Here is a 24,903-nt window from a genome sequence, read left to right on the forward strand (position 1 = left end):
AATTTTGAGGTGGGAATCTTACTGCCCACAAATAGCGGGATAAAATTTATACATAACGAGGGAATAGAAATGAAACTACAATTAAAAGCGGATTTAATGTTACTATTAGTTACATTTTTTTGGGGTGCATCCATCCTACTTACAAAGCTTGGACTTGATGGCATAGAAGAATATAATTTAATCGCATTACGATTTATTATCGCTTTTCTTTTATCAGGTTTAATATTTTACAAACATTTGTTCAAAGTTGATTTTAAAACTGTAAAATATGCATTTATACTCGCTTCTGTCTTATTTATCGTTTACATTTTCGCGACTTTCGGTACAAAGTATACGAGTGTTTCTAATGCTGGTTTCCTACTATGTCTCACAGTCATTTTCATTCCAATATTATCAGCTATATTTTTAAAACACATTCCGGAAAAGAAAGTTATAGTAGGAATCATTTTAACGATAATAGGAATTGGTTTATTAACATTAACGAGCGAATTCAAAATCGGTAACGGCGATATATTTTGCATACTGTCTGCCCTGTTTTATGCGATCCACGTCATCATTACTGGAAGCGTAACGAAACATGTGAATTCCATTGCACTTGGAGTAGTGCAACTAGGTTTCGTCGGCCTATTTAGTCTTATTTTTTCATTCATGATAGAAACGCCAAAACTTCCTAGCACAATCAACTCATGGCTAATCATATTAGCTTTAAGCATATTTTGCACAGCAGTCGCATTCATCGTACAAGTAATTGCCCAACAATACACTACACCTACCCATACAGGTCTTATTTTTTCATTAGAACCTGTCTTTTCCGCAGGATTTGCTTTCGTTTTCACAGGTGAAACGCTGACAGGAAAAGGATACTTAGGGGCTACGCTTATATTGTTGAGTGTGCTAATTGCTGAGTTAGATTTTAAGAGTTTGTTGAGGCCTAATTATAAGAAGAATATAGAATAAACATTTCACTATGATCAATAAACATACCCCAGAAAAATATGAGTTTATATTTTTTCATTCTCTTCACTTAGATTTTCTTTTTAGATGCTATCTTCAAACAAGGTAGCATCTAAAAAATGTTAAAAGGAATTTTCTCCCTAGTGTCTTCTTATATTTTATGTAATCTGCATATTTGACCTTTTCCACGTTCTTTAATTACTTACTGAATATAGTCATACAGATTTTTCGCTAACAACAAACAAGTTACTGTAATGAAAAGAGCACGAACATACCCGCTCCCTTTTTTTATAGCAAATTTGGATCCAACAATCCCTCCAGCAATTTGAGCAATCCCCATTATAAAACCATATGCATAGTTTACTTGCCCTACATACATAAACATCAATAATGCACCAACATTACTTCCTAAATTAAGAAGCTTCGCATTACCTGCTGCTTTTAAAAAGTCATACCCAATAAATAAAAGAGAAAACATTAAAAACGAACCTGTTCCAGGACCTAGAAATCCATCATAAAAACCAATAGCAAAAACAAAGAAAGTAAAAATAATGACGTGTCGACCAGACAATTTCTTATGAGTGGAAATACTCCCCCAATCCTTTTTGAATATCGTATAAATAGCGACCGCCCCAAGCATAATCAGCATCAATGGCTTCAGTACTTCTGGATTCATTAAATGAACGGTCCATGCCCCTATTATGGAACCTATGAAAGTGAGTGGAACTAATTTAAATGCCGATTTCAAATTAAGATTACCAGAACGATAAAACACAATATTACTAGTTGCACACCCCATTGTCGAGGCTAGTTTATTCGTAGCTACTGCACTTGCTGGATTCAGTCCTGTAAATAATAAAGCTGGTAAAGCAATGAGTCCTCCACCACCTACAACTGAATCAATAAATGCAGCTAAAAATCCAAAAGCAATCAAAATCATTAATACAGATGGGTCTAAATAAAAATCCATATTGTTAACCTCCCCTTTAGTCACTATTCGAATAGTAACTAATAATTTGCTAAATGTAAATAGTTATTGTAACGTTAAAATATAAAAGCAAACATCGGAGGACGAAAAAAGTGGACTACATAGTGCAACAGCTTAAAAAAATTGGTTTCAATGAATATGAAGCTAAATCTTATGTATCTCTTGTTAAACAAGGGCCTGTCACAGCCTACCAAGTGAGTAAAGATTCGGGTGTCCCAAGAGCGCGAATTTATGAGATTTTAGGTAACCTTGTAGAAAAAGGAATTGTCATGAAGGAAGAAATAAATGACACCACTCGCTATTCACCTCTACCTGTTGAAATCTTTTTACAGAAGGCGCAAACAGAATGGCAGTCTACTTACGAAGGAATAAGTGATTCATTAAAAAAACTAGAAACTTCCGAGGAAAAAACAGATAATCGAGTGATTACTTTAAAAGACAATAAAACAATCATTAGCTATTGTCAGGCATTAATAAAAAAAGCAGAACGACGTATTGTCATTTCAATGTGGGATGAGATGTATGAAGCGTTAAAAGAAGATCTATCTGAAGTAGCTGATAAAGTTACAATACAAGGTATTACCCTGCATGTTGAAAATCCCATTAAAAATCTAGAAGCCCATCGCATAACACCTTATACAGAAACTTCGTCTACAGAACATTGGTTTATTTTATCGATAGATTCTAAAGAGATGATTTATGGACCATCACTTGAAGAGCGTAATATTGCTTTTTATACAGATGACCCCGTTCATATATACTTATTAGAGGATTATGTATGGCATGATGTGTTAGTAAATCGACTTGTCCGACGTAGCCAAGATGACTTGCAGCAATGGATTACTGCAGAGAGAAAATCTTTCTTTATGGGGAAATGAGGAACATATTCAAGAGCAAACCAAAAGATTTGCGTATTAAACCTAACAACTTCTCCGTACAAAAATAGCCGACTATTATATAGTAAATATTCGGCTATTTTTGTATAAATTTATACAGACGCTGCCATTACCCCAGCGATTAATGAGATAAACGCTTCTCCCACTCTTTCACCTTTTCAATTGTTACATCTAATTTTTTAGCTATTTCTTCTACACTCATTCCTTTAAAAAGCATTCCAGCTGCCGAAAGTGCTTTATCAATTTCTTCTTGCTTCTCTTGTTCATATAAACGACCTACTTTTGTCATCCGTAACCACTCCTTTACCTTTTTCGCGTAGTCTTCATCAATAAATTTATCTGTAGCTACAAGAATCCCAGCAATAACTTGAATTTGTTCTTGCTCATCGGAGATACACTTTGCTACTTCTATCGTTTTTTCAATTAAAATTTGTCTTTTCTCTCTACTATGCATAAGTGGTACAAGTATTAATTTCATGGTTTCTTCATCCGTCAAAGATTTTCCTTCTTCCATTTTTCTAATAATCTTTTGAAGAATGGCATCACCATTGTATTCATTTAGTAAAACCGCTTTAGAATTTAAACGTATACTACATACATCTATTTCTTCTATAGGATTCATTACCTCACTTGTATAAATAACTACGATTCGAATATCCGGTAACTCTTTCCTCTTATTATAGTAACGATACATAATTTGATTCGCATAATCCATATACTTCAAATGGTTTTCGAGGAAACGGGTATTACTTTCATACTCTAACATTAAAATTGAACCATCTTCCATTTCAAATAAAGTATCTGAGCGCCTTTGATCTGCACGAGCTCTCGAAAATTCATTTAGCAACAATTCTTTTATTCTTGGATAACCTTTTAACCCATATGCTTCAAGCCCTTTATCCCTATAACATTCACTTAAAAACTTCATCAGAATATCTTTATTATGATAAGAAATATCATTCCCTGCCAATAGCTAATCCCCCTTAACTATTAGTTACCATTTTCTTTATTATATAACTTATAAAATTAGCGTTACAACTTTCGTTCACATGCACATGCTATTTTCAAAACACCTTCCTCTCACTACTTCTCCCTCTCCACAAACCGCCCAAACTCCTTCAAAAACCTCAGCTTAAAACTCCCCACAGGCCCATTCCGGTGCTTCGCCACATGAATCTCCGTCATCTCTTTCTGCACTGTTTCCTTATCGTAATAATCCTCTCGATACATAAGCATAATGACATCCGCATCTTGCTCAATTTGTCCGGTCTCTCTTAAATCTGATAAAAGCGGACGCTTATCTTGCCGCGACTCTACAGAACGAGATAACTGTGATAACGCTACTACACAAACATTTAATTCACGTGCTAATAACTTAAGCTTACGAGAAATCTCACTAATCTCTTGAAATCTATTACCCTTATGCTTCGGATCGCCCGTAATGAGCTGCAAATAATCTACAATGACTAAAAGCTTTTTATCACCGTGTTTCCGCTTTAACTTACGGGTTTGCATCCAAATATCTTGCACCGTAACACCTGCATTGTCGTAAATCTCAAATGGCAACTCACCAATCTCCGCAAACGCCTTACTTACCTTCTCCCAATCTTCCATCGCAAAACGATGCTTCGGATTTTTCAGCCTACCTCCTGACACTTCACCTATGCAAGAAGCCATCCTTTTTAACAATTGCTTACTACTCATCTCTAACGAAAACAATTCAATCGCCGCTCCAGACTTCGCCGCATGCAGTCCAACATTTAGTGCAAACGCAGTCTTCCCCATAGAAGGACGCGCACCAAGAACGACAAAATCACCTTCCTGCAATCCGCACGTCATTTTATTTAACGATGTATAACCAGACTCAATACCAGTAATCTCTTTCACATCTTGATGAAGCTCCTCATACAAATCAACTAACGCATCCTTCAAATCAAACTCACATACAGAGTCTTTTTCCTCTAACTCACAAAGTGCCGTAATCGTCTCACCGATAACTTTCTCACTCTTCTCCGCAATAAGACGCTCTCCCATCTTGTGCCCGAGAACACCAGCCTGATACATTTTCCAGGCACCTCGAACAAGCCCCTCATAATATGAGAAGTTTCTAGTAGTAGGCACACCATCCATTAACCCTATAAAATACGCCATTCCCCCGATCCCCTCTAAAAACTTCGGATCTACCCTAGAAATGAACGTCACAAGATCAATCGGTTGCCCCTCTCCTTCCATCTTTCGCATTAACTGAAATATAGACTTATGTACTGACATAGAAAAATAATGCTCAGCCAAACGGCACTCCTTAATAAGCTCTCCATCAATTAATAGAGAACCTAACACCGTCTTCTCCGCCTCCACATTTTGAATACTCATGGCCGCCACCCGCGTTCCGCTAAAAAGCGCTGCAACTCTTCCTCTGACGGCGCATTCTTCTCCCACTCCTCACACCTCGCCAAAAACTCCTCCGTCTCCCCCGTACTAGCAGACGACTCCTTCTTCCTAAAGCTCGCCGTATCCACCTCAACCTCACACAATTTCGTAAAACCTTTCCCGTGCCAACCTCTCAAAATCCCCTTCACATAAGCAACCGTCCGCTTATTATTCTCAAACGCAATTTGAAGAGCCTTCAGCACAAGCTCCTCTGACAAATCTTCCATCCACGCACTCAGTTCCTCCACAGTATGCGGAGACAAACTACCAAAATGTTGCTCATAAAAAGAAAACACACGACTTCCCGTTTCTTCCTCTATAACCTCTTCTTCTGTCTCCTCGCAAACTGAATCAACATCATCCACAGCCAAATCACCAGGCATACCGAAATGCGCTAAAAGCATCGGAACACTCAGCTCTTCCTCCGCGCACTTCTGAAGAAACATATGTACAAACTCCTTATTCTTCACACCCTTAAGCTCACGAAGCACACACTTCTCCACATTCGTATTCGTCACAGGATTATAACGAAGCCAATTCAAAACGAATAACTCCCGCGTATCCGCATCATAAAGAATCTTCCCATAATCAATGAAGCGCTGCACAAGCTTATCAACAGTCTCCCGATTATAACCCGTCTCCATCTCAGCTAACCGCTTCGGAAAAGGAAAAATCCCACACTGCGTTGTCTTCGAACAAGTTAACAAATAAACATAAAAATACCGCTCCTCCGGCGTCAAATCCAAAACAAAATCATCCTGCCAAAAATTCACCTGCACATTACGATACACCGCCATCCTAATTCCTCCCGTCTCCGTTGAAAAGTAAAAGCCCCTTTGTAATATATATAGGCGGGAGGGCCGGGTTTTTGGCGTGTTATTTCAAAATTTTTTTTGACTACTACTACTACTACGGTGTTTGTTGGTGTTTTTGTTTTGTTATGTTTTTTCTTAGTGATTTATTACTTGGTAGGGGCTTGTAAGGGGCTAGTTATCGGTTACTTTGATTAGGAAGACTCGATCTGAGAAACCACCTCGTTCTTTTGCTTTCTTTTTGCGGATGTTGTTGATTTCTTCTAGTGTTGTGCCTTCGTGTTCGGCTAGGGCGTTTATTAGTTCTAGGAGGTCGGATAGTTCTTCGAGTTTATGTTCTTTTGTGTCTGCTTCTAGATATTCAGTTAGTTCTTCTTGTGTTTTTTTGCAGAGTTCTTTTATGTATTCGTCTTCAGGTAGGATTCTTGTTGTTGGTATTTTTCCGTTGGCTTTTATGATTTGTGGGATTTTGTTTCGGATTAGTTTGTTGTAGGTTGGCATGTGGGTTTCCTCCGTTTGGTTTTTCTTCTATTATAATGGAAAAGCAGTTTAACTAAGTGTTAAACTGCTGAATTGCTTCTTTTATATAGTTTTCTTCTTCGGTTGTAAAGAGGGTTGGGAATTCAGATAGTGAGAAGTTTGATTTTTGGATTATATTCCCTATATCACTTTGAGGTATATCAAGATAGTTCGTTACTCCTTCTATTAAATTAAAAAATTCCTTCAAAGTAACTTGAACGTCATGATGACTCGGATCCTTCTCTTCTTCCTTATACTTTTTCAACTTCCCTATCACATCCATAAAACGCCGATCAAACTTTTCTTTTAATTCCTTATTATTATAAAACGCTTGAATACTATCCTTCGAAAAATGTTCCTCTAACCATTCTTTATTTTCTTTCTCCCAAATAAAAGTTTGCAGAAAAGAAGAAAACAAAGCGACATCCACTCGTTCTTCCTTTTGAAACTTTTTTGTCATCTCATCCATATGCGAAAGCACCTTAGCAATTCTTTCTTGCTCTACCAAAAGCAATTCCCTTTGAAAATGCATTTGTCTTAAAAATTCTTCCGTCTCTATATCACGCTGCAATATAATATTTTGAATTTCACCAAGCGAAAGACCGAGATGCTTAAACGATTGAATTTGTTGCAACACATACAAATCATCTTTCGTATATAACCGATGCCCACCCTCAGTATAATCGCTCGGCTTTAATAAATTAATCTTGTCATAATAACGAAGCGTCCGCACCGTAACATCCCCAACACTCGCAAACTCACTAATCATCCACGTCATATCATCACCTACTCCGCTAACTTCTCTCTCACATACTGAAGCATACGAGAAAAACTCATCTCATTTTGCCTACAATATTGAAAGAAACCTACAACAAGCAATAAAAAAAGGAACATGCCCTCTATAACGATTTTCATACTCGCTAATACCATCATAAAAGTACTCATACTTTCTTTTTCGTAAAACAATATAAATCGCAATAAACAACACTGCAACCATAACAAAAAATTGCTTTTCCTTTATCTCCACTTCTTTTTTCATCACCTATTCTCCTTCCACTACATACTTATCTTCTTTAAATAACGGAATTCGAATGAAATAACAATATGGTTCATCGCGTATTACTTTCCACGCAACAATGAGCACTTGAATTACCTCAAAGATAAAGACAATCCAAAACAAAACATCACTAATACGCGAACTAATATTAAATAGAAGAAAAATTAACAAGTGAAAGTTGAACGCCTTTCGGCAATGATATTTGTACACTTCATTTTTACGTGCCAGTGTGATGTACATGAATAGTGGTGAAAAGATTCCTATTGTGGCTGATAGTAGTAGCATGATGATAATGTTTCTTTTTTCTTTTGTGGTGGTTTTCATGAGTGATTTGGTCCCCCCTTTTTGATTTGTCTTCTTTAGGTTAGGGGGTGACGTTGGGGTAGGTGCAAGGGGAATTTTAATTTAAAAACAGCAACACTTATTTCAGTGTTGCTGTCCTTCTTTCAAAATATGTATGAAGACGATATTCACATATCTCCTTCGTCCATTCAAATAAGATCTCTTCATCTTCTTTTCTAACATCCATATTTAGAGAAAAGAAGTTTTCATCAAATGATAATAAACCTTTTGAGCTACCACTCCATTTTGTCATTGGCATTGTAGCGATTAGTTTACTAACTTTTTCTTCATCATATTCCCACATACGTTGTGCTTGCTTGTCACTAAAATCTATTTTCTTGCGGTATTCTTTTTCCATTAAAAACTGATGGAAGAATGGTGCAACTTCTTCTGGTGAGATAGGATGGTACCATCTTTCTTTTCCACGTTGCAACATCGCCAACAATAATAGCATTTTATAACTTTTTGCCATTCCTGTTTTTTCAACTTCTTGCAACCACGCTTCACAATGTAAAAACACTGTTTTTTCAAGTTCTGTTAATTCATCATTCCATGCTAAAAAGCCAACATATGATTTAAACTCTTGGCGATATTCTTTACTCTCTTCTATACCAAGTTTATGTAATTCTAAATATGTAGGTCGACGTCCAAGATCCATTTTTACAGTTTGATAGCTATGTTGCAATTTTTCTTTTCTCGGCATTTTCTTTTTCAGTAATTCATCTAATAACTGCTTTGCTTCTAATTCAAATTCTACTGTACATCCATCTGGCAATATATTTTGTGTACCATTTCCTTTCGTCTTTCCATCATCCACTCGAAGCATTTGTATTTTTATATCTGCATTTCGATAATTTGCAATTAAATCAATTACAACACAATACTCCTTATGCTCATGCAATCGTAAACCACGACCAATTTGTTGTGTGAAAATTGTTAATGATTCTGTTGGGCGAACAAATAAAAGTGTATCGACAGATGGAATATCAACACCTTCATTAAATAAATCTACTGTAAAAATAGCATCTAGTTCATTATTATCCAGCTGTTTAATCGCATCTTCTCTCGAAATATGTTTTGTTTCCGAATGAAGTGAAATTGTACTATAACCGTTCTCATTAAAATATGTAGATAAAAAGACTGCTTGCCTAATACTAGAGCAAAAGACAATTGTTCTAGTTTTTTTATATTTCTTCCAAGCTTCTAAAATATTTAAGGCGAGTTCCTCTCTCAACTGCACTTGCGCAAGTTCCTCACGATCATACTTATTGCCTATCCAACGTATTTGTGAGTAGTCAGTATCATCATGTACTCCATAATAGTGAAATGGAGATAACCATCCACGCTGAATCGCTTCCATAAAATCAATTCGATATGCAACGTTCCCATCACAAATCGAATAAATATCACGAAAATCATTTCGATCTGGTGTTGCCGTTATTCCCAATAAGAAATTAGGATCAAAATAATCTAGTACTCTTTGATAACTGTTAGCTGCAGCATGATGGAACTCGTCTACAATAATAAGGTCAAAATCATTAGGTGAGAAGTTTTCTAAGTGTCGCTTTCTACTCAACGTTTGAATAGATGCAAAAACAACATCCTTCTCGCCTTCCTTTTTCTTTCCATTATAAATCCCCGTAGTCTTATTATCGATTACACGTAGAAAAGATTTTTCTGCTTGATTTAATATTTCTTCTAAATGCGCAATAAATAAAACTCTCTTAAAACGTTTTGCAAAAAAAGCAGCTAAATAAGTCTTACCAAGTCCTGTTGCCATAACAACCATCGCTTTGTTGTATCCTTCTTCCAATACATTCTCTAATTGTTCCAATGCAGATAATTGTGCAAAGCGTGGTGCAATCTTTGTTTCATATACAGCTGATTCCTCTAATTCAATTTCTACTCCTGATCTCGCAGTATAATCCTCTTGTCCCGAGGGAATCATCATTTCAATCTCTTCTTGCTTTGTCCAAGTTCGGACTAAACTTGAATGAGTTTTATGAAATTCTTCATACTCTTTACGATATTGTTTAATTGTTTCTATATTAATAGGCTGAGTTACTTCATTCATATGAATATGTAAAAATTGATCAATTGCCTCCGAAAAAGCTTCCTCTCCAACACTCTCTTTCACAAGCAAGCTCCATTCCACACCACTTGTTAGCGCGGAACGAGACATATTAGAAGAACCAACAATCATAACTCCGTCGCTCTCATGCTCAAATAAATAAGCCTTCGGATGAAATGATTTTCCTGCACTCCTCCACAGTCGAATATCAATATCAGGATGAATTTCATACAAATTCTCTAACGCGTCTGGTTGCGTAATATACAAATAATCTCCTGTACAAATCTTAATATCTACATTCTTTTCTGCTGCTTTCCGCAAAAAAGGGGCTAAGACATCTACGCCTGATTTCATAACAAACGAAGTTAAAATATATATCGATTTTGCATCATCCATATAGCGCTCTAGCTTATGGATCAAATTATTCGTAACGAGCTGGACATTAGTCATCATGTACCTCAACTAAAAAAATTCTTTCCTGAAAACCACCACGCTTTTCGGCCTTCTGTTTACGTACTTGCTCAACATCCTCTAACGTTACGCCTTCATATTGTGCCAATGCATTCACTAACTCTAATAAATCAGCTAATTCTTCTACTTTATGCTCTTTACTTTCAGCCTCTAAATACTCAGTTAGCTCCTCTTGTGTTTTCTTGCTCACTTCTTCTATATATTCTTTTTCATTCAGTATTCTAGTTGTGAATGTCTTTCCGTTATTCTCAATAATTTCTGGTATGCGATTTCTTACTAATTTGTTGTAGGTTGGCATTTGAATCCCTCCAGGATTAGGGTTTTAATGCTCTAATTATACCATATAAGATTTAGTCCTTTTCTTTCTGTTTACATGGGATAGCTACTTAAACCATACATTTTAATCCAATAAATAAGGCTGTATCAAAAACATACTACGATGTCATTTTGATACAGCCTTATCTTATCTTATCTACTAATACTACTATCACACTAATCATTTTTGAGCTATACAAGCATTAAAAATTCAATCTACCTACAAAACATTACTATCCTTTAAATAATCATAAAGCTTATTATCAACCGATTTCTCCATAATCATATTCATCGTAACAACCGGTAGTTCTTTTCCATTTTTATCTTGCATTTCAGTTTGTTCTACACTTGCTTTATCAGGTCTCGCTTTTCCTAAATAGTAAAAGTCGCTTCCCTCGTCATCATCTTTTTTCACAAAAATATGAACATCAATATTATTTTCTTTAGCGTCAATAATTGCTTGAACTTCCTTCGATTTTAATGTTCTATTACTTCTTGTATACCATTTAAGAACATCTTGATTAAGGAATTCATCACCGTAGTCCACACTGGATTCTACCTCATCATTTTTATGGTATGTAATAAATATTGGACAAGTATAATATTTTGTCTTATAACCATACATAGTTGAGCTCTCATCATTATGCCAATTTAAAAGTTTACACACATCTTTTCTTGAGTATTTTTTATATACAGTAAGGTTACTATCACACTCATAGTTTTTGCTCTTTTCCTTCGCACTTCTAACGATGTCCATAACCATATACTTAAAGTATTCATTTTGTTCTAAGCTTTTTCGAATAGAATCATTAAACATATATGTCTTATTGTTCTGTAAAGAGATAATTGGCTTTTCTCCATATTTCTTTTGACTGTTTTGTGAGAAAAAATCTAATTCAAAAATTCGTTGTACTGAAGTAATCGTTTCATCATCTGTTAAGCAATTAGTTTCTTCAAGTTGTTTTATATACTCATCCTTATCAACTTTTTCTTGCTTTAATAATAATTCTAACAAAACGATTTCGTTTTTACGTTTTCCATTTAATACTTCCAATGAAAGCATTGTTAAAACTTTGTTTTCGTACTCTGTTAATGTAGGCACAGCTTTTTTCATTTTCAGTAGGAACTGATAATAGTTCGAATATCCATCTACAAGTACAACTGGATCAATAGAATGGTTTACTATAAAGTCATACAAATATGGAATTCTTCCTATTCTATTTTTCAACTCACCAAACGCTTCCTTTAATACTTTCATTGCTGTTAAATTACTATTATTGATAGCTTTAAAGATTTGTTTTTTCGCTATCTCCTCAAAGTTAACTGTTGAAATACCTTTAATATAACTCGTGTCATTTGTATATCTGCGTATATTATCTTTATTTTGTGATCTATCTCCTGAAAGGGCAATTGGAATTAAATAGTTGTTTTTATAGTTTCCAATGAAATCAATAATCATAACAAAATCTTTTGAATCATGTTTTCGAAGTCCACGCCCCAATTGCTGTATAAAGATAATACTTGATTGAGTTTGTCTTAACATAACAACCTGATTCACACTCGGAATATCAATTCCTTCATTAAATATATCTACCGTTAAAATATAATCAAGTACGCCATTTTCTAATTGATTCACGCGCAATTCTCTTTCCTCTTGAGAATGATCTCCTGTTAATGCAAATGTGCGAAAACCTCTATTATTTAAGGCGTGTGATAATTGTTCTGCTTCATCTTTTCGGCTGCAAAACATTAATCCTGTTACCTTTTCACCAGAAAAACCGTAATATTTTACTTTTTCCACTATATGATCCACTCGCTCTTCCGTAACAAGTTTAGATAAAACAGTAGTGTCATCTATCTTTTCACCATTATATTCAAAATCAGTTACTCCAAAATAATGGAAAGGACAAAGCATATCTTCTTCAAGTGCTTCTTGCAATCGAATTTCATAAGCAATGTTGTAATCAAATAGCTCATAAATATTAAAATTATCTGTACGTTCAGGTGTAGCGGTCATTCCCATTAAAAATTTCGGTTTAAAATAATTAATAACTCTATGATAAGAACTAGCACCTGCTTTATGAACTTCATCTATTAAAATATAATCAAATAACCCAGGATCAAATTGCTGTAAATTTTCTTCTTTTGAAATGGTTTGGATCGTCGCAAATAAATATTTAGCATTTATTTGTTTATTTGACCCTGATAAAATTCCAAAGTCCTCATCTATCCCACCAAGAACTTTTTGAAAATCGGATTTCGCTTTATTTAATATTTGCTCTCGATGAACAATAAATAACATCCGTTTAGGTGAAAAATTTCTGACATCAAATGCTGAAAGATATGTCTTCCCCGTTCCTGTTGCAGAAATAACTAAACCTTTTTCTTTTCCAGCGTCTCGAATAGCTTGTATTTCTTGTAACGCAGCTTGTTGCATTTTATTTGGGGTAATTTTCAAAGCTTCTTCAATTGAATTATGATATTGACCAGGTAATTCTATAACTCGATCTAGTAACTTATTTTCTACAGCTTGCTCATATATTGTTTCGTAATTTGCAATCAACTCTTCAGTTAATAGTTGAGAATGCTCCCAGACTTCTTCAAATTGATTTTTAAAATGCTGTACTATCTCTCCATCTTCATGCGATGTTAACTTAACGTTCCATTCATAGTTTACCTTCAAAGCATGTGCAGTCAGATTTGAACTACCGACAATTAATGAACAATGTGTTTTGTTATCAAATATGTATCCCTTTGAATGAAAACCAGATAAATTTGTTAATCTTACTTCTACATTTTCAAGTTTCATTAACTCTCTAAACACTTTTGGTGTATTAAAGTTTAAGAATGTAGATGTTAATATACGTCCTTTAACCCCTTTTTGTTTAAGATCAAGGAAATGTGATTTTAAAGTCGCTAGCCCACTTTCCGTAATAAAAGCCACCGAGAAAATAAACGCTGTACTATTTTCAAGCTCTTCCAGCAATGAGCTTAAAACATTTTCATTTTTTTTCGTATTGTTTACTAATAATTTCGGCTTATATATTCCAGGATGATTATGTTTTTGATCAATAAACCCTTTATATAAAGACCCCTCTAATTTTTGAATAAAATTCTCCATATGATCACCATTATGACAATTTTTTATATTAATTGTATTACTCACTGATTTAAAGTGCAAATTTATTACAAATATAAAAAACTATCCGTATAAAACGAATAGTTTTTTCAAATTACTTTACAATCGATTCTTTTGATAATTTCTCAATAGTCGGGATATCCGCAGGTGCCCACTCTAAAGCTGCTAGTTCATTCGGATATAACCATTTAATTGCTACATGCTCAGTTAAAACCGGACTTCCTTCAACAAGTTTACAATAGAAAGTTTTTAAATGAACGATACCAAAATCATATTCATAGGCTGTATAATCAATTTGTTCACCAATTTGCACACTACAATGCATTTCTTCATCAATTTCACGCTTTAACGCCTCTTGAGGTGTTTCTCCCTCTTCTATTTTTCCACCTGGAAATTCCCACATAAGAGGTAGCGATTTAGCTGGTCCTCTTTGTGCACATAAAATTTTCTCATCTTGAACAATTACCGCTCCAACAACATAAATATTTTTCTTCATTATGTCCTCCTTAAATCTCATAGAAACTCTATAATTTACGTTTCCATACCTTATAGACTGAAAAATGCCTTTTATATCTTTTAACGACTAATATATTTTTAATCAATACGATAGATTTTATCTATTTCTATCTAGCATTTAATGTAATTAGCCTAACACTCTCATCTCTTTTATATTATATAGAAGTAACTACAAAAATAAAACATGATTGAAAACTTCCCTCTTAAGCCCCTTTTTTCACCATCTCCTCATACCTAAAATTACTCTCCTCCAAAAACCCCCTCGTCTCCCCACTCCCCTTATAAAACCCCTCCCAACCCCGCTCCCTCAAAATCCCCTTCCAACTATCACTCTCCACCATCTTCTTAATGAAACCATCCCAATAAGCAACCTCTTCCTCTGTCATATCTTTCGGGCCCATGATCCCTTTCCAGTGCTGGAATATGACGTTGATTCCTTGTTCTTTCCACGTTGGGATTTCTGGTAGGCGTTCTAGGCGTTTTGGTGCGGACACGGCTAGTATTTTTATTTTGCCGGCTTTGTATTGTTTTTCGGCTTCGGATAAGGTCATGGTTGCGGCGCTTATTTGTTTGTTCGTTAGGGCGTTTATGATTTTTTCTTTGTTTTCGTAGACGAAGAATTGTAGTTCGGCTGTGTTTATGCCGAAGGCTTTGCTTACTTGTACGAAGGATAGGTGATCGTCGTTTCCTAGGCCGGGGGCAACGCCGATTTTGAAGTTTTTCTTGTTTTGTTTTAGTTGTTCCATTAGTTCGTTTGCGGTTTCTACGCTAGAGTCTTTTGATACGACAACGACTTCCCAGTCCGATGCGAGTGTTGCGAGCGGCGTGAAGTCTTTATATGTTAGTTTACTGTGGCCTAGTAGGTTGTTCGTTATGAGTAAGCTTGAGTTAATCGCCAGTACGTGACCGCCTTTTTGTTTCGTATATTTCCATCCGACGTCACCGCTGCCACCTACTTTGTTTGTGACTGTGATTGGTTTTGTGAAGATTTTTTCTTCTGCGAGCGTTTTTTGCATCGCCCGTGCTGTTAAGTCCCATCCTGCTCCTGGAACGTTCGGCGCAACGATTTCTAATTTGTCGATGTTCACTTTATTCGTATGGGATTTTTCCGAGGAACAACCAGCTATTACTCCTGTCATGATCCATATACATAGTAATAATCGTTTTTTCATAGTCCTCTTCCTATTCGGTACTTTCGTTCTGGTCGTCCGATAATGCCGTATGTGTACTCTACTGTGCATTCGCCGGTCGCTACTAAGTATTCTAAGTATCTTCTTGCGGTTGTTCTGGAGGCCCCCATTTGTTCTCCCATTTCTTCTATTGTAATGCCCTCTTCAAATCCTTTTATAATGCCTTTCACTTTTTGCAGCGTTAACGGATCAACACCTGTCGGTAAGTTTTTCATATCTTGTGTTTGCGAAGTGCCGAAGAAATTATCGATGAGTGCTTGATTTACTTCATGGTTACTATGTAATAGTTGCTTCTTTCTTTTATAGTCTTCAATTGTGCGAACGAATTTTTCTAACGTAACCGGCTTTATAAGATAGTTGCTTACGCCGTTTCGAATCGCTTTTTCTAACATATGGTTTTCATTCGCCGCAGTAACCATAATGACATCAACGTTTGGAAAATCTGCGTGAATTTTCGGCAGTAAGTCTGTTCCGATTCCATCTGGTAAATAATTATCTAATAGAAGTAAATCAATTTCTTCCCTTTGTAGTAGTTCTATCGTTTCTTTCGCGTTCAATGCTTTTCCGATCACTTTTACATCCTTTATTTTTAATAAAAACTCTTCTTGAATTTGCGCGACGCGGAAATCATCTTCTGCAATTGCAACCTTCAACATATGTCCATCCCCCTGTTTGTCATGTACTTTCTTTCAATGTTTTCGGAAGGTAAATTGTAAAAATAGCTCCCCCATTTTTCTCGTTTTGAATTTCAATTGTTCCCTCTAGTAGATCTACCATTTCTTTCACGTTCGCTAGTCCATAACCACGATCAGTTCCTTTCGTTGAAAATCCTTTTTGAAAAATGGTCGTTATTTTTTCTGCTGGTATTCCTATCCCGCTATCTATCACTTCAAACACAATATCGTGTCCAATATCCGTAACAAAGAAGGAAACACTCTTTTCCTCTCGTTCATTTACCGCATCAAATGCATTATCGATTATGTTTCCAAGGATTGTAATAAGATGCGAAACCTTTATATGTTCTGGTAACGGATGAAGCGCACTATCTCCTTCAATATGAAAATCAATTTTCTTTTCAGACGCTGTTCCGATTTTCCCTAATAAAATAGCTTGTACTTTCGCATCGTGAATTTGATGAAATAAAATATGATTTTGGCTTTGATGAATATTAGATTCTTGCTGGATAAATTCAATCGCTTCTTTGTAGTGTCCTAGCTGAAGTAATCCTGATAAAACGAAAAGCTTATTTGTAAATTCATGTGTTTGAGCGCGTAAGTCCTCTGAATATTTTCTTACCTCAGATATTGTGTTCACAAGATTTTGCAGTTCAGTTTTATCTCTAAAACTACATACAACACCTACCGTACTATTATTTTCAAGTATCGGTGTCATGTTTAAAATAAACACTTTATCTTGAAACGCGATTTCTTGATCGGTTTCTAGCACTCTTTTCATATTAAATTCCGGTAAAGCTTTTGAAATGTGCCGCTGCATATAATCATCATTTACATGAAGCATTTCTTCTGCCGAGGTGTTCATCATCGTAATAAAACCGTTTTGATCAATGGCGATGATTCCTTCTTTTATAGATAGTAGTATCGCACTTCGTTCTCGGTATAGCGCTGCGATTTCATTTGGCTCTAAACCAAGTGTATCCTTCCTAATACTACGCGCTAAAAGAATGCCACCAACAATGCCGGCTAATAACACCGCTAAGGAGAAGAGGATAATTTCTTTCGTTCTACTCAATATGTTAGATTCAATACCTTTTATTAAAAACTCTACTGTCACAACGCCTACTACTTGATCGTAATCTCCGTTATGAACAATAATAGGTGCCTTCGCCATTAAAGCCGGACCACTTGCACCATTTCCTTCAAGCGTATAGTATCCGCCAAAAGTGAGTGCTTCATAGTTATATGGATTGTTACTCTTTGTTCCAATCAACTCAGAATTAGAATGGGAATACATAACCCCATAGCGATCTTCCACAATTACATAATCCGCACCAGCTTGCTCACGAACTTGTTCCGCAATAGATTGAATGTTACTTTTATGCTCGTTATTTTGAAAAGCCTCTTTTATAGCTGGCATAAAAGAAAGAGATTTAGCCGTTTGCAGCGCTAACTGTTCTACTTGGCGCTTCGTATCAACGGACTGAATGTAAACAAATATTCCCGTTAATAGGAGAACGACAAATAAAATTAACGCGATAATTAAGCTTACTATTTTCGTTTGTAATGACACTTTGCGTGATTTTTTCATGCTTCATATCCTTTGATAAAATATTCAAAACTATCAATCTCCTTTTTCTATTATTATGACAAAACTGAAAATGAAGCAACTATTAAAAATATCCATGTTCATAAAGTACAAAAAGAATGAAATTGTCATAATATTGAGATTTCACTTAAAGAACAGTACAATTCTTTTACAATGAACACGCTTTCATAATTATCATTTTATTACTAAGCAAGAGGAGGAATTAGTATGGCTCAAGTAAAATCAAACCGAGTCGCCGGCAATATTTTCAAAGGTTCAGTCGGTAATTTAATTGAATGGTACGACTGGTACGTTTACTCTGCTTTCGCCGTTTATTTTTCAGCAGAGTTCTTCCCTAAAGGAGATCCAACGAGTCAGTTACTGAACACAGCAGCTATTTTCGCAGTTGGATTTTTAATGCGCCCTATCGGAAGTTTACTAATGGGACGATATGCGGATCGGCACGGTCGCCGGGCAGCATTAACGCTTTCCATTACGGTTATGGCCGGTGGTTCTTTAATTATTGCCTGTACACCGAGTTATGAAAGTATCGGTATTATGGCCCCAATTATTTTAGTTCTTGCTCGTTTACTTCAAGGATTATCACTCGGCGGAGAGTACGGAACTTCCGCAACGTATTTATCTGAAATGGCTAGTAGTGGACGCCGTGGTTTTTATTCAAGTTTCCAATATGTAACGCTCGTTGCTGGACAGATGGTTGCGTTAGGCGTTCAAATTGTTCTTCAGCAATTACTAAGCGAACCAGATATGAAAGCATGGGGATGGCGTATTCCGTTCATTATTGGAGCGATGGGCGCAGTAGCTGTATTATGGCTTCGCCGCACGATGGATGAATCGGAGCAGTTCTCAAACATAAAATCACAAAAACGCGAAAGCGCAGGAACCGTTCGCGCACTTATGAAACACCCAAAAGCAGTATTAACAGTAGTCGGCCTAACACTCGGAGGCACTGTTGCATTTTATACGTACACAACATATTTACAAAAGTTCATGGTAAACACAGTCGGTCTTCCGAAAGAAGTTGTAAGCTGGATTAACTTTGTCGCACTACTTATTTTCGTCGTACTTCAACCGATTGCGGGGCTATTATCCGATAAAATTGGACGCCGCCCACTATTAATGGCATTCGGTATTCTCGGAACATTACTAACAGCACCAATTTTCTTCTTCATGGAAAAAACGACAGAACCAATCGTAGCATTCTTACTCATGATGGTCGGTCTCATTATCGTTACTGGTTACACATCAATTAACGCAATTGTAAAAGCAGAACTCTTCCCGACCGAAATTCGCGCACTTGGCGTAGGTTTACCATATGCACTAACAGTTGCGATATTCGGCGGAACAGCTGAGTTCATCGCATTATGGCTAAAGAGTATCGGAATGGAATCACTATTCTACTTCTACGTAGCTGGATGTATCGCGATCAGCTTTATTACGTATTGGCGTATGGATGAGTCATCGAAGACTTCGCAGATTGAGGCGGAGCTTGGTGGTGGGGATAAATTAGTTAATAATAAGTCTAGTTAAAATTATGTATTCTATTATCTTCGTTTATCTGAAAAAGCATAATTCATTAATATGCAATTTAAAAACCTCTACTTATATGTAGAGGTTTTTGTATGACGAAAAAACACCTAGTTCCATTGTTATTTTACAAATCCCAAATTCTTCCTCATCTTAAAGTGGAACAAATTTATTACTTAGAGTGTCTAATAAGTGTATTTCTAATATGAGTTGTCCAGATTGGATACAACATATCCCGTTTGACATCTATTTTTATGTATTACAAAAAAATGAAAGGACTTATTATTCCCAAAAGTAAAAAACATGTATTGTAATACTTTCACAGGTGAACCATTACAAGTGGAAACAAAAAAGAAACAACCCAAACCGTGACTTATCAATCATATAAAGTGAAACTTTAATCAGCGGGGGTCTTACTGCCCGGCAAATAGCGGGATAAACGTTTTGGATGTCATTTAACCTGTGAAATTTCAGCTGCAGTAGTATTGTTACCTTATGTCATCTTTAATTACATCGGTATTTAGAATACCTAGACAAAATCCATATATTCTTGAAAGAGGTTGAAAATTTATGTTCGTTTTAAACAAGTTCTATAACATTTTACATTACAAAAAGATTGTAACTGTAGTATTACTTTCATGTGTATCACTTATAGGCTGTTCCAATAGTAATGCTCAATCTGAACCACCTAAACAAACGAATCAAGCTAATCAAATTAAACAAGAAAATACAGGTAATCAATCTTTTGCTAAACTTGAAAAAGAATATGATGCTAAGCTTGGTATTTATGCACTGGACACAGGTACGAATCAAACGATTGCTTATCATTCAGATGATCGTTTTGCGTTTGCATCTACATCTAAATCATTAGCTGTGGGCGCTCTTTTACGCAAGAACTCATTAGAAGCTCTTGATCAGAGAATTACGTATACTCATGAAGATCTTTCTAATTATAATCCAATTACTGAAAAGCATGTTGATACAGGAATGACGTTAAAAGAACTTGCAGATGCTTCAGTTCGATATAGTGACAGCACAGCACATAATTTGATTCTTAAACAGTTAGGAGGTCCCTCTGAATTTGAAAAAATCTTGAGAGAAATGGGAGATACTGTTACTACTTCAGAACGATTTGAACCTGAATTAAATGAAGTGCATCCAGGAGAAACACATGATACCAGTACACCAGAAGCAATAGCTAAGACGCTTCAATCATTTACATTAGGGACTGCACTTCCAACAGAAAAACGTGAACTATTAGTAGATTGGATGAAGAGAAATACAACTGGAGATAAATTGATTCGTGCGGGCGTACCAAAAGGTTGGGAAGTAGCTGATAAAACAGGTGCGGGATCTTACGGAACAAGAAATGATATCGCAATTATTTGGCCACCAAATAAAAAGCCAATTGTTCTTGCTATACTTTCTAATCATGATAAAGAAGATGCTAAATATGACGATAAACTTATTGCAGATGCAACCAAAGTCGTGTTAAATACCTTAAAAGCTACGGAATAAATGATAATAGGTTAAAAGTTTTCTATTTTAGGCGGTGTTTTCTCTAGTAGGAGTTGCACCGTATTTTCATCAACTAAAAATTTAATAGTGCCCAAAAAATGAAATTTGGTGCTACCTCTAAAACATCTAGACTGTAATAGCCAATAAAAAATGCAAACCAAACGCCCCTTAATCAGTCGTTTGGTTTGCATTTCCTTTTTCTAAAACCACAGAAAAGATAAGTACTATAGTTAACAGCATAATAAACCTTACTTCACTTCCATCACTTACAAAAAATGAATACAAAGTATATATTAAAATTAATATTCCATAAATAATTTTGTGCAATGTACTCCCTCCTTTTTGCCGTATATATTTTAGTATAAAAGTTTGATTCAAGTCCTATATCCAAATGAAAATACTTTTCTCTTGTTCATTTATCTATTTTCTTTTTATAACTCAAACTTCTTCGAATCGTACTTTTCTAGAATTTGCTGCAATTCATTTTGTTCATATAGAATATGCTGATCTGTCTGTACATCTTCAACATTTGATCCACCTGCTAATAATCTCCTGTACATAAAAGAGTGCCCTGTTAATACTGTTTTAATCATTTTGTATTGCCCTCCTTTTGTTTGATTACTTGTATCATAAAACAGGTATCTGAAGTTGATATGTAGTCTATCTAGAGTGTATGTAAATTTAGAAAATCTCTAATAAAATGTTTGTATTATGACGTCACCACCAAAACTATTGCCCTAAACACCATGATTTGAAGAGATAGGCCCCCATGTTCTAGTCTCAATTCCTCCTACAGTTCTATATTCAGTAAAACTGGTTAATCCCTATAATATAAAAAGAGCACCACTTTTTGGATGCTCCTCGTTATAACTATATATTATTTAATTTCCTTCTTTTGCTGGTACCATTTTTCCTTCTTGAGAATCTGTACCTTCTGTTCTTTCAACTGTTTTTGCATATTCTGGTTTCTCAGGGGATCCCATTTCAAATCCTGGTTGAGAATCTGTACCTTCTTTTGTTGGTACCATTTTTCCTTCTTGAGAACCTGTCCCCTCTGTTCTTTCAACAGTTTTTGCGTTTCCTTTAGGAGTTGCTGGCACTGCATCTTTAGGTAAATCAAAGTTTTGTGAGAAAGACGTTGTTCCATCTACACTCTGTGTAATTACTTGATTTGAACTATCTTCATTTGACTTTAAATTGTCCATTTTCGCATCATCTGCACCTCCCGCTACCAATCCTGTACTTAAAAGTGCTCCTGCTAATAATGTTTTAATCATTTTTCATTACCTCCTGTTTATTTGTAATATTCATCAAAAAAGTATCTAGAGTTAATGTTTTAGTCATTATCTTTATCTACTTGCTTTTTGATTACATTTAGCATAAGACAAGAATCTATAGTTGATATGGACTGCATCTGGAGATTATGTAAAGAAAAATAGATGATCAATTGTATATCCTAATGGATGCTTAGACAAGATTGAAACTTTATATGAATTTGAATAATTGAGTTCCCCTTTGTTTTTGGGTGTGAGGGACTAACCCTTTCTAATTTGAAAGCAAACTTTTTATTAATTGAAGAATTAAAAGAGGTGGGGATCTTACTGCCCATTAATGCGGGATAAAAGAAAACCGCCTGAAATGATGTGTAATCGAATAGTAGTACATAAAAAAATACAAGTAACAATAAATTAAATCTCGTTAAAACAAAAAGGAGATGTCCCAGGCATGGTACTAGGACATCTCCTTTACTTATCTAAATTTCTAAATTCTATACAGCACTATCAATTAAACAATTATTAGATATATCTTCTATCTAAAACATCGTATTATCATTAGCTGCTTCACTTGGAATCTCTTGAATTACATCCCAGTGTTCGACAATCTTTCCATCCTTGATACGAAATATATCCACTATAGCAACTCCCTTATCTTGAGAATTAGTACGAGAGTGTACATGAAGAGCAACTGTATCCCCTTCAGCTACTACACGTTTAATCTCTGCAGAGGAATTAGGATTTTTAACAAAATCCTCCTTAAAGAAATCCATGAAGGCTTTTCGTCCATCAGCAACAAAAGGATTATGTTGCTTATAATCTTCGCTAACATATTTAGGGATAATATCGATATTATGTTTGTTAAAAACTTCATTATAGAAATCAACTACCATCTTTTTATTCTTTTCATTTTCTTTCACTTCTTTTGATACAGAAGCAACATTCTCGCTCTTTATTGAGTTTCCTTTGTTATTACCGGTGGAAGCTTGATATACCAAAGTCGAAACTACTCCTAAAATAAATACAGAAATAATTGTTATGATTAAACTTTTCTCTAATTTCATATATACCTACCTCTTCTACTTAAATAAGTTTTCTTCTATAAAAAGTTTGAAGAAGGAGAAACCTTCCCAAAAATGTAATGTCAGGGGTAATGTTAGGAATTTCATTTATCCTCCCCCCTATACAAGGCATATTAGAAACGATTAACTCTAACTTAATACCTCATTAACAGTTGCACTGTCCACAATTTGTATAAACTTCTTAACCTTATCGTTCTCATCAAACTTATAAAGATGACAAAAATCTGCTACAAATGACTTCCCTGTAGCTTTATATGTTCCACTATATTTTCCATACACAATAACAGTATTGTTATTAAAAGTATAAATTTCATCTTTAGCGCTATAGTCATTCCATTCCGTGCCAAGACGTTCATGTACGTTTTTCACTACTTCATCTGGACCTATATAAGTACCTGCATATGGAAACCCAGCAGCTTCTGTCCAAGATACATTTTCACTTAAATACGTTTTGAACGCATCCAATTTCCCTTCGCCAGTTAACACATACGTTTCATGTAATAGTTTTTGATATTTATTCATATCATTAACCCCAAGGCATTTCTTTTGTTACAACTTTTGCACTTAATTCTAATACACCTTTATTTGCATAGTCTGGATATGCTGCTTCAAGTTTTGCCACAAAATCTTTTGAAGTTCCACTTTCCTCAGAAGCTTGAACCGCAGTTCTTAGATAATCCATTGTCGCAGTAAGTGCTTGATTATTTAGAGATTTTTCGATTGATCCATGGCTTGGTACAATTATGTCAGCATGTAATGCTTGTAACACTTTCAAGTTCTCAATCCACGCCTCCATCGCCGCTTTTGAGCTAGTATCCGCTAAGAATACATGTATTTCGTTAAATACATCAATACCACCAATTAATACTTTCAGCTCTTTATTAAATAAGCTAGTTCTGTAATGATCTAAGCCTACTAGTTCAAATGTTAACCCCTGAAAATCAATCGCTTTTTCTTTAAACACTTGAGGTAATACCACGTTACTTGGCGCATTTTCGCCAAGGGCGTCTTTCCAAACTTTTAATTTCCCTAAGACAGAATGAACAATATGTTCAACAGTAGACTCTGTAGCATACGCTATAGCTTCTGGGTAAACGGCTTTAATACTCTCTAATCCAAAGTAGTAGTCTGGATCCCCATGAATAATAAAGATTTTATCTAAAGATAAGTCGTTTTTTTTCAGATACTCAACAATTTCTTTCGAATCAGATTGAGTAAATTTTGAGTTTATTAAAAATGCATGTCCTGCTTTCTCAACTAATGTTGCTGTGACCATAAAGCTTTTTTCGTCCGAACTAAACACCGTTAATTTCACATCTTGTTGATTTGTATCGATTGTTTTAAACATAGTATGTTATTCTCCTTTTGTTAAAGTTATTAACTAATCATCATATTTTTATCTTGTTCCGATAAAGTGAAACTTTAATCAGTGGGGGTTTTGTTCATCCCCCACTGATTATTAGTTGAACCAATCGGACTTTTACGGACAGTTGATCCCCCACCTAACTTCTTTGCTTCC

24 protein-coding genes and 1 pseudogene are annotated in these 24,903 nt (G+C 35.3%); 4 read left to right on the forward strand and 21 right to left on the reverse strand.

The features are described from left to right. Positions 1-69: 69 nt before the first annotated feature. A complete protein-coding gene (locus RT27_RS27060; RefSeq protein ID WP_043938291.1) occupies positions 70-957 on the forward strand; it encodes a DMT family transporter in 888 nt (295 codons plus the stop codon). Between the two features lie 199 nt (positions 958-1,156). Here RT27_RS27060 and RT27_RS27065 read toward each other — a convergent pair whose 3' ends face one another. Beyond that, positions 1,157-1,924, reverse strand: coding sequence for a TSUP family transporter (locus RT27_RS27065; protein ID WP_043938292.1), 768 nt, complete (start codon positions 1,922-1,924; stop codon positions 1,157-1,159). Positions 1,925-2,034: 110 nt separating this feature from the next. Here RT27_RS27065 and RT27_RS27070 point away from each other — a divergent pair, with 110 nt between their 5' ends. After that, positions 2,035-2,820 carry a TrmB family transcriptional regulator gene (locus RT27_RS27070; RefSeq protein ID WP_043938293.1) on the forward strand — a complete coding sequence of 262 codons (786 nt, stop codon included), beginning with the start codon at positions 2,035-2,037 and terminating at the stop codon, positions 2,818-2,820. Between the two features lie 139 nt (positions 2,821-2,959). Here the strand turns inward: RT27_RS27070 and RT27_RS34940 are convergent, their stop codons facing one another. The 14 genes and pseudogenes from RT27_RS34940 to RT27_RS27140 form a co-directional block, all read right to left on the reverse strand. Then, entirely contained in the window at positions 2,960-3,808 is an 849-nt protein-coding gene (locus RT27_RS34940; protein ID WP_043938294.1) for a transcriptional regulator, read from the reverse strand. 113 nt (positions 3,809-3,921) lie between these two features. Continuing rightward, a complete protein-coding gene (dnaB, locus tag RT27_RS27080; protein ID WP_043938295.1) occupies positions 3,922-5,211 on the reverse strand; it encodes a replicative DNA helicase in 1,290 nt (429 codons plus the stop codon). After that, positions 5,208-6,065: a DnaD domain protein gene (locus RT27_RS27085; RefSeq protein WP_043938296.1), complete on the reverse strand. Its 858-nt coding sequence runs from the start codon at positions 6,063-6,065 to the stop codon at positions 5,208-5,210. The genes dnaB and RT27_RS27085 overlap by 4 nt, the downstream gene beginning before the upstream one ends. Positions 6,066-6,254: 189 nt before the next feature. Then, the gene (locus tag RT27_RS27090; protein WP_043938297.1) at positions 6,255-6,581 is read right to left on the reverse strand and encodes a nucleoside triphosphate pyrophosphohydrolase; all 327 of its coding nucleotides are present in this window, start codon (positions 6,579-6,581) and stop codon (positions 6,255-6,257) included. 52 nt (positions 6,582-6,633) lie between these two features. Next, positions 6,634-7,377, reverse strand: a complete 744-nt coding sequence (locus RT27_RS27095; protein ID WP_043938298.1) for a MerR family transcriptional regulator — start codon at positions 7,375-7,377, stop codon at positions 6,634-6,636. An 8-nt stretch (positions 7,378-7,385) separates the two neighbouring features. Then, positions 7,386-7,638: pseudogene (locus RT27_RS27100) on the reverse strand (hypothetical protein). 3 nt (positions 7,639-7,641) lie between these two features. Continuing rightward, entirely contained in the window at positions 7,642-7,980 is a 339-nt protein-coding gene (locus tag RT27_RS27105) for a DUF4870 domain-containing protein (RefSeq protein ID WP_043938299.1), read from the reverse strand. A gap of 97 nt (positions 7,981-8,077) precedes the next feature. Continuing rightward, positions 8,078-10,519, reverse strand: coding sequence for a DEAD/DEAH box helicase family protein (locus RT27_RS27110; RefSeq protein WP_043938300.1), 2,442 nt, complete (start codon positions 10,517-10,519; stop codon positions 8,078-8,080). Then, positions 10,512-10,838 carry a nucleoside triphosphate pyrophosphohydrolase gene (locus RT27_RS27115; RefSeq protein ID WP_043938301.1) on the reverse strand — a complete coding sequence of 109 codons (327 nt, stop codon included), beginning with the start codon at positions 10,836-10,838 and terminating at the stop codon, positions 10,512-10,514. The genes RT27_RS27110 and RT27_RS27115 overlap by 8 nt, the downstream gene beginning before the upstream one ends. 237 nt (positions 10,839-11,075) lie before the next feature. Further along, positions 11,076-13,976, reverse strand: a complete 2,901-nt coding sequence (locus RT27_RS27120; RefSeq protein WP_043938302.1) for a DEAD/DEAH box helicase — start codon at positions 13,974-13,976, stop codon at positions 11,076-11,078. Positions 13,977-14,088: 112 nt separating this feature from the next. Further along, on the reverse strand, positions 14,089-14,490 hold the full coding sequence (locus RT27_RS27125; protein ID WP_043938303.1) for a (deoxy)nucleoside triphosphate pyrophosphohydrolase: 402 nt from the start codon (positions 14,488-14,490) through the stop codon (positions 14,089-14,091). A gap of 223 nt (positions 14,491-14,713) precedes the next feature. After that, complete coding sequence (locus RT27_RS27130) at positions 14,714-15,682, reverse strand: tripartite tricarboxylate transporter substrate-binding protein (protein ID WP_043938304.1); 969 nt, start codon at positions 15,680-15,682, stop codon at positions 14,714-14,716. Beyond that, a complete protein-coding gene (locus RT27_RS27135; protein ID WP_043938305.1) occupies positions 15,679-16,356 on the reverse strand; it encodes a response regulator in 678 nt (225 codons plus the stop codon). The genes RT27_RS27130 and RT27_RS27135 overlap by 4 nt, the downstream gene beginning before the upstream one ends. 19 nt (positions 16,357-16,375) lie before the next feature. Continuing rightward, positions 16,376-17,965, reverse strand: a complete 1,590-nt coding sequence (locus RT27_RS27140) for a sensor histidine kinase (protein WP_043938306.1) — start codon at positions 17,963-17,965, stop codon at positions 16,376-16,378. A 225-nt stretch (positions 17,966-18,190) separates the two neighbouring features. Here RT27_RS27140 and RT27_RS27145 point away from each other — a divergent pair, with 225 nt between their 5' ends. Both RT27_RS27145 and blaIII read left to right on the forward strand, forming a co-directional pair. Next, positions 18,191-19,513 carry an MFS transporter gene (locus tag RT27_RS27145; protein WP_000079866.1) on the forward strand — a complete coding sequence of 441 codons (1,323 nt, stop codon included), beginning with the start codon at positions 18,191-18,193 and terminating at the stop codon, positions 19,511-19,513. Between the two features lie 567 nt (positions 19,514-20,080). Then, the gene (gene blaIII / locus RT27_RS27150) at positions 20,081-21,028 is read left to right on the forward strand and encodes a class A beta-lactamase BlaIII (protein WP_043938307.1); all 948 of its coding nucleotides are present in this window, start codon (positions 20,081-20,083) and stop codon (positions 21,026-21,028) included. Positions 21,029-21,196: 168 nt separating this feature from the next. Here blaIII and RT27_RS35415 read toward each other — a convergent pair whose 3' ends face one another. From RT27_RS35415 to RT27_RS27170, 6 genes are all read right to left on the reverse strand, one after another. Further along, positions 21,197-21,355, reverse strand: coding sequence for a hypothetical protein (locus RT27_RS35415; RefSeq protein ID WP_002093894.1), 159 nt, complete (start codon positions 21,353-21,355; stop codon positions 21,197-21,199). A gap of 104 nt (positions 21,356-21,459) precedes the next feature. Continuing rightward, positions 21,460-21,621, reverse strand: coding sequence for a hypothetical protein (locus tag RT27_RS35420; protein ID WP_173927908.1), 162 nt, complete (start codon positions 21,619-21,621; stop codon positions 21,460-21,462). A gap of 288 nt (positions 21,622-21,909) precedes the next feature. Continuing rightward, on the reverse strand, positions 21,910-22,305 hold the full coding sequence (locus RT27_RS27155; protein ID WP_016082677.1) for a hypothetical protein: 396 nt from the start codon (positions 22,303-22,305) through the stop codon (positions 21,910-21,912). Positions 22,306-22,841: 536 nt separating this feature from the next. Then, positions 22,842-23,366 carry an ester cyclase gene (locus RT27_RS27160; protein ID WP_000764214.1) on the reverse strand — a complete coding sequence of 175 codons (525 nt, stop codon included), beginning with the start codon at positions 23,364-23,366 and terminating at the stop codon, positions 22,842-22,844. Between the two features lie 147 nt (positions 23,367-23,513). Next, positions 23,514-23,906 carry a nuclear transport factor 2 family protein gene (locus RT27_RS27165; protein ID WP_001046374.1) on the reverse strand — a complete coding sequence of 131 codons (393 nt, stop codon included), beginning with the start codon at positions 23,904-23,906 and terminating at the stop codon, positions 23,514-23,516. 4 nt (positions 23,907-23,910) lie between these two features. Then, positions 23,911-24,732 (reverse strand): hypothetical protein, encoded by an 822-nt coding sequence (locus RT27_RS27170; RefSeq protein ID WP_043938308.1) that lies wholly within the window; start codon positions 24,730-24,732, stop codon positions 23,911-23,913. Positions 24,733-24,903: the final 171 nt, after the last annotated feature.

It is taken from the genome of Bacillus sp. L_1B0_5 (assembly GCF_000836715.1).
Lineage (GTDB): Bacteria > Bacillota > Bacilli > Bacillales > Bacillaceae_G > Bacillus_A > Bacillus_A thuringiensis_S.

Bases quoted from the DNA above. Each gene is read 5' to 3' on its own strand.
- RT27_RS27135 (WP_043938305.1), bottom strand. From the start codon at position 16,356: ATGTTGAAGGTTGCAATTGCAGAAGATGATTTCCGCGTCGCGCAAATT.
- RT27_RS27115 (WP_043938301.1), bottom strand. From the start codon at position 10,838: ATGCCAACCTACAACAAATTAGTAAGAAATCGCATACCAGAAATTATT.
- RT27_RS27160 (WP_000764214.1), bottom strand. From the start codon at position 23,366: ATGAAATTAGAGAAAAGTTTAATCATAACAATTATTTCTGTATTTATT.
- RT27_RS27090 (WP_043938297.1), bottom strand. From the start codon at position 6,581: ATGCCAACCTACAACAAACTAATCCGAAACAAAATCCCACAAATCATA.
- RT27_RS35420 (WP_173927908.1), bottom strand. From the start codon at position 21,621: ATGATTAAAACAGTATTAACAGGGCACTCTTTTATGTACAGGAGATTA.
- RT27_RS27105 (WP_043938299.1), bottom strand. From the start codon at position 7,980: ATGAAAACCACCACAAAAGAAAAAAGAAACATTATCATCATGCTACTA.
- RT27_RS27065 (WP_043938292.1), bottom strand. From the start codon at position 1,924: ATGGATTTTTATTTAGACCCATCTGTATTAATGATTTTGATTGCTTTT.
- RT27_RS27145 (WP_000079866.1), top strand. From the start codon at position 18,191: ATGGCTCAAGTAAAATCAAACCGAGTCGCCGGCAATATTTTCAAAGGT.
- RT27_RS27170 (WP_043938308.1), bottom strand. From the start codon at position 24,732: ATGTTTAAAACAATCGATACAAATCAACAAGATGTGAAATTAACGGTG.
- RT27_RS27165 (WP_001046374.1), bottom strand. From the start codon at position 23,906: ATGAATAAATATCAAAAACTATTACATGAAACGTATGTGTTAACTGGC.
- RT27_RS27085 (WP_043938296.1), bottom strand. From the start codon at position 6,065: ATGGCGGTGTATCGTAATGTGCAGGTGAATTTTTGGCAGGATGATTTT.
- RT27_RS27120 (WP_043938302.1), bottom strand. From the start codon at position 13,976: ATGGAGAATTTTATTCAAAAATTAGAGGGGTCTTTATATAAAGGGTTT.
- RT27_RS27125 (WP_043938303.1), bottom strand. From the start codon at position 14,490: ATGAAGAAAAATATTTATGTTGTTGGAGCGGTAATTGTTCAAGATGAG.
- dnaB (WP_043938295.1), bottom strand. From the start codon at position 5,211: ATGAGTATTCAAAATGTGGAGGCGGAGAAGACGGTGTTAGGTTCTCTA.
- RT27_RS27095 (WP_043938298.1), bottom strand. From the start codon at position 7,377: ATGACGTGGATGATTAGTGAGTTTGCGAGTGTTGGGGATGTTACGGTG.
- RT27_RS27110 (WP_043938300.1), bottom strand. From the start codon at position 10,519: ATGACTAATGTCCAGCTCGTTACGAATAATTTGATCCATAAGCTAGAG.
- RT27_RS27130 (WP_043938304.1), bottom strand. From the start codon at position 15,682: ATGAAAAAACGATTATTACTATGTATATGGATCATGACAGGAGTAATA.
- blaIII (WP_043938307.1), top strand. From the start codon at position 20,081: ATGTTCGTTTTAAACAAGTTCTATAACATTTTACATTACAAAAAGATT.
- RT27_RS27155 (WP_016082677.1), bottom strand. From the start codon at position 22,305: ATGATTAAAACATTATTAGCAGGAGCACTTTTAAGTACAGGATTGGTA.
- RT27_RS27140 (WP_043938306.1), bottom strand. From the start codon at position 17,965: ATGAAAAAATCACGCAAAGTGTCATTACAAACGAAAATAGTAAGCTTA.
- RT27_RS27060 (WP_043938291.1), top strand. From the start codon at position 70: ATGAAACTACAATTAAAAGCGGATTTAATGTTACTATTAGTTACATTT.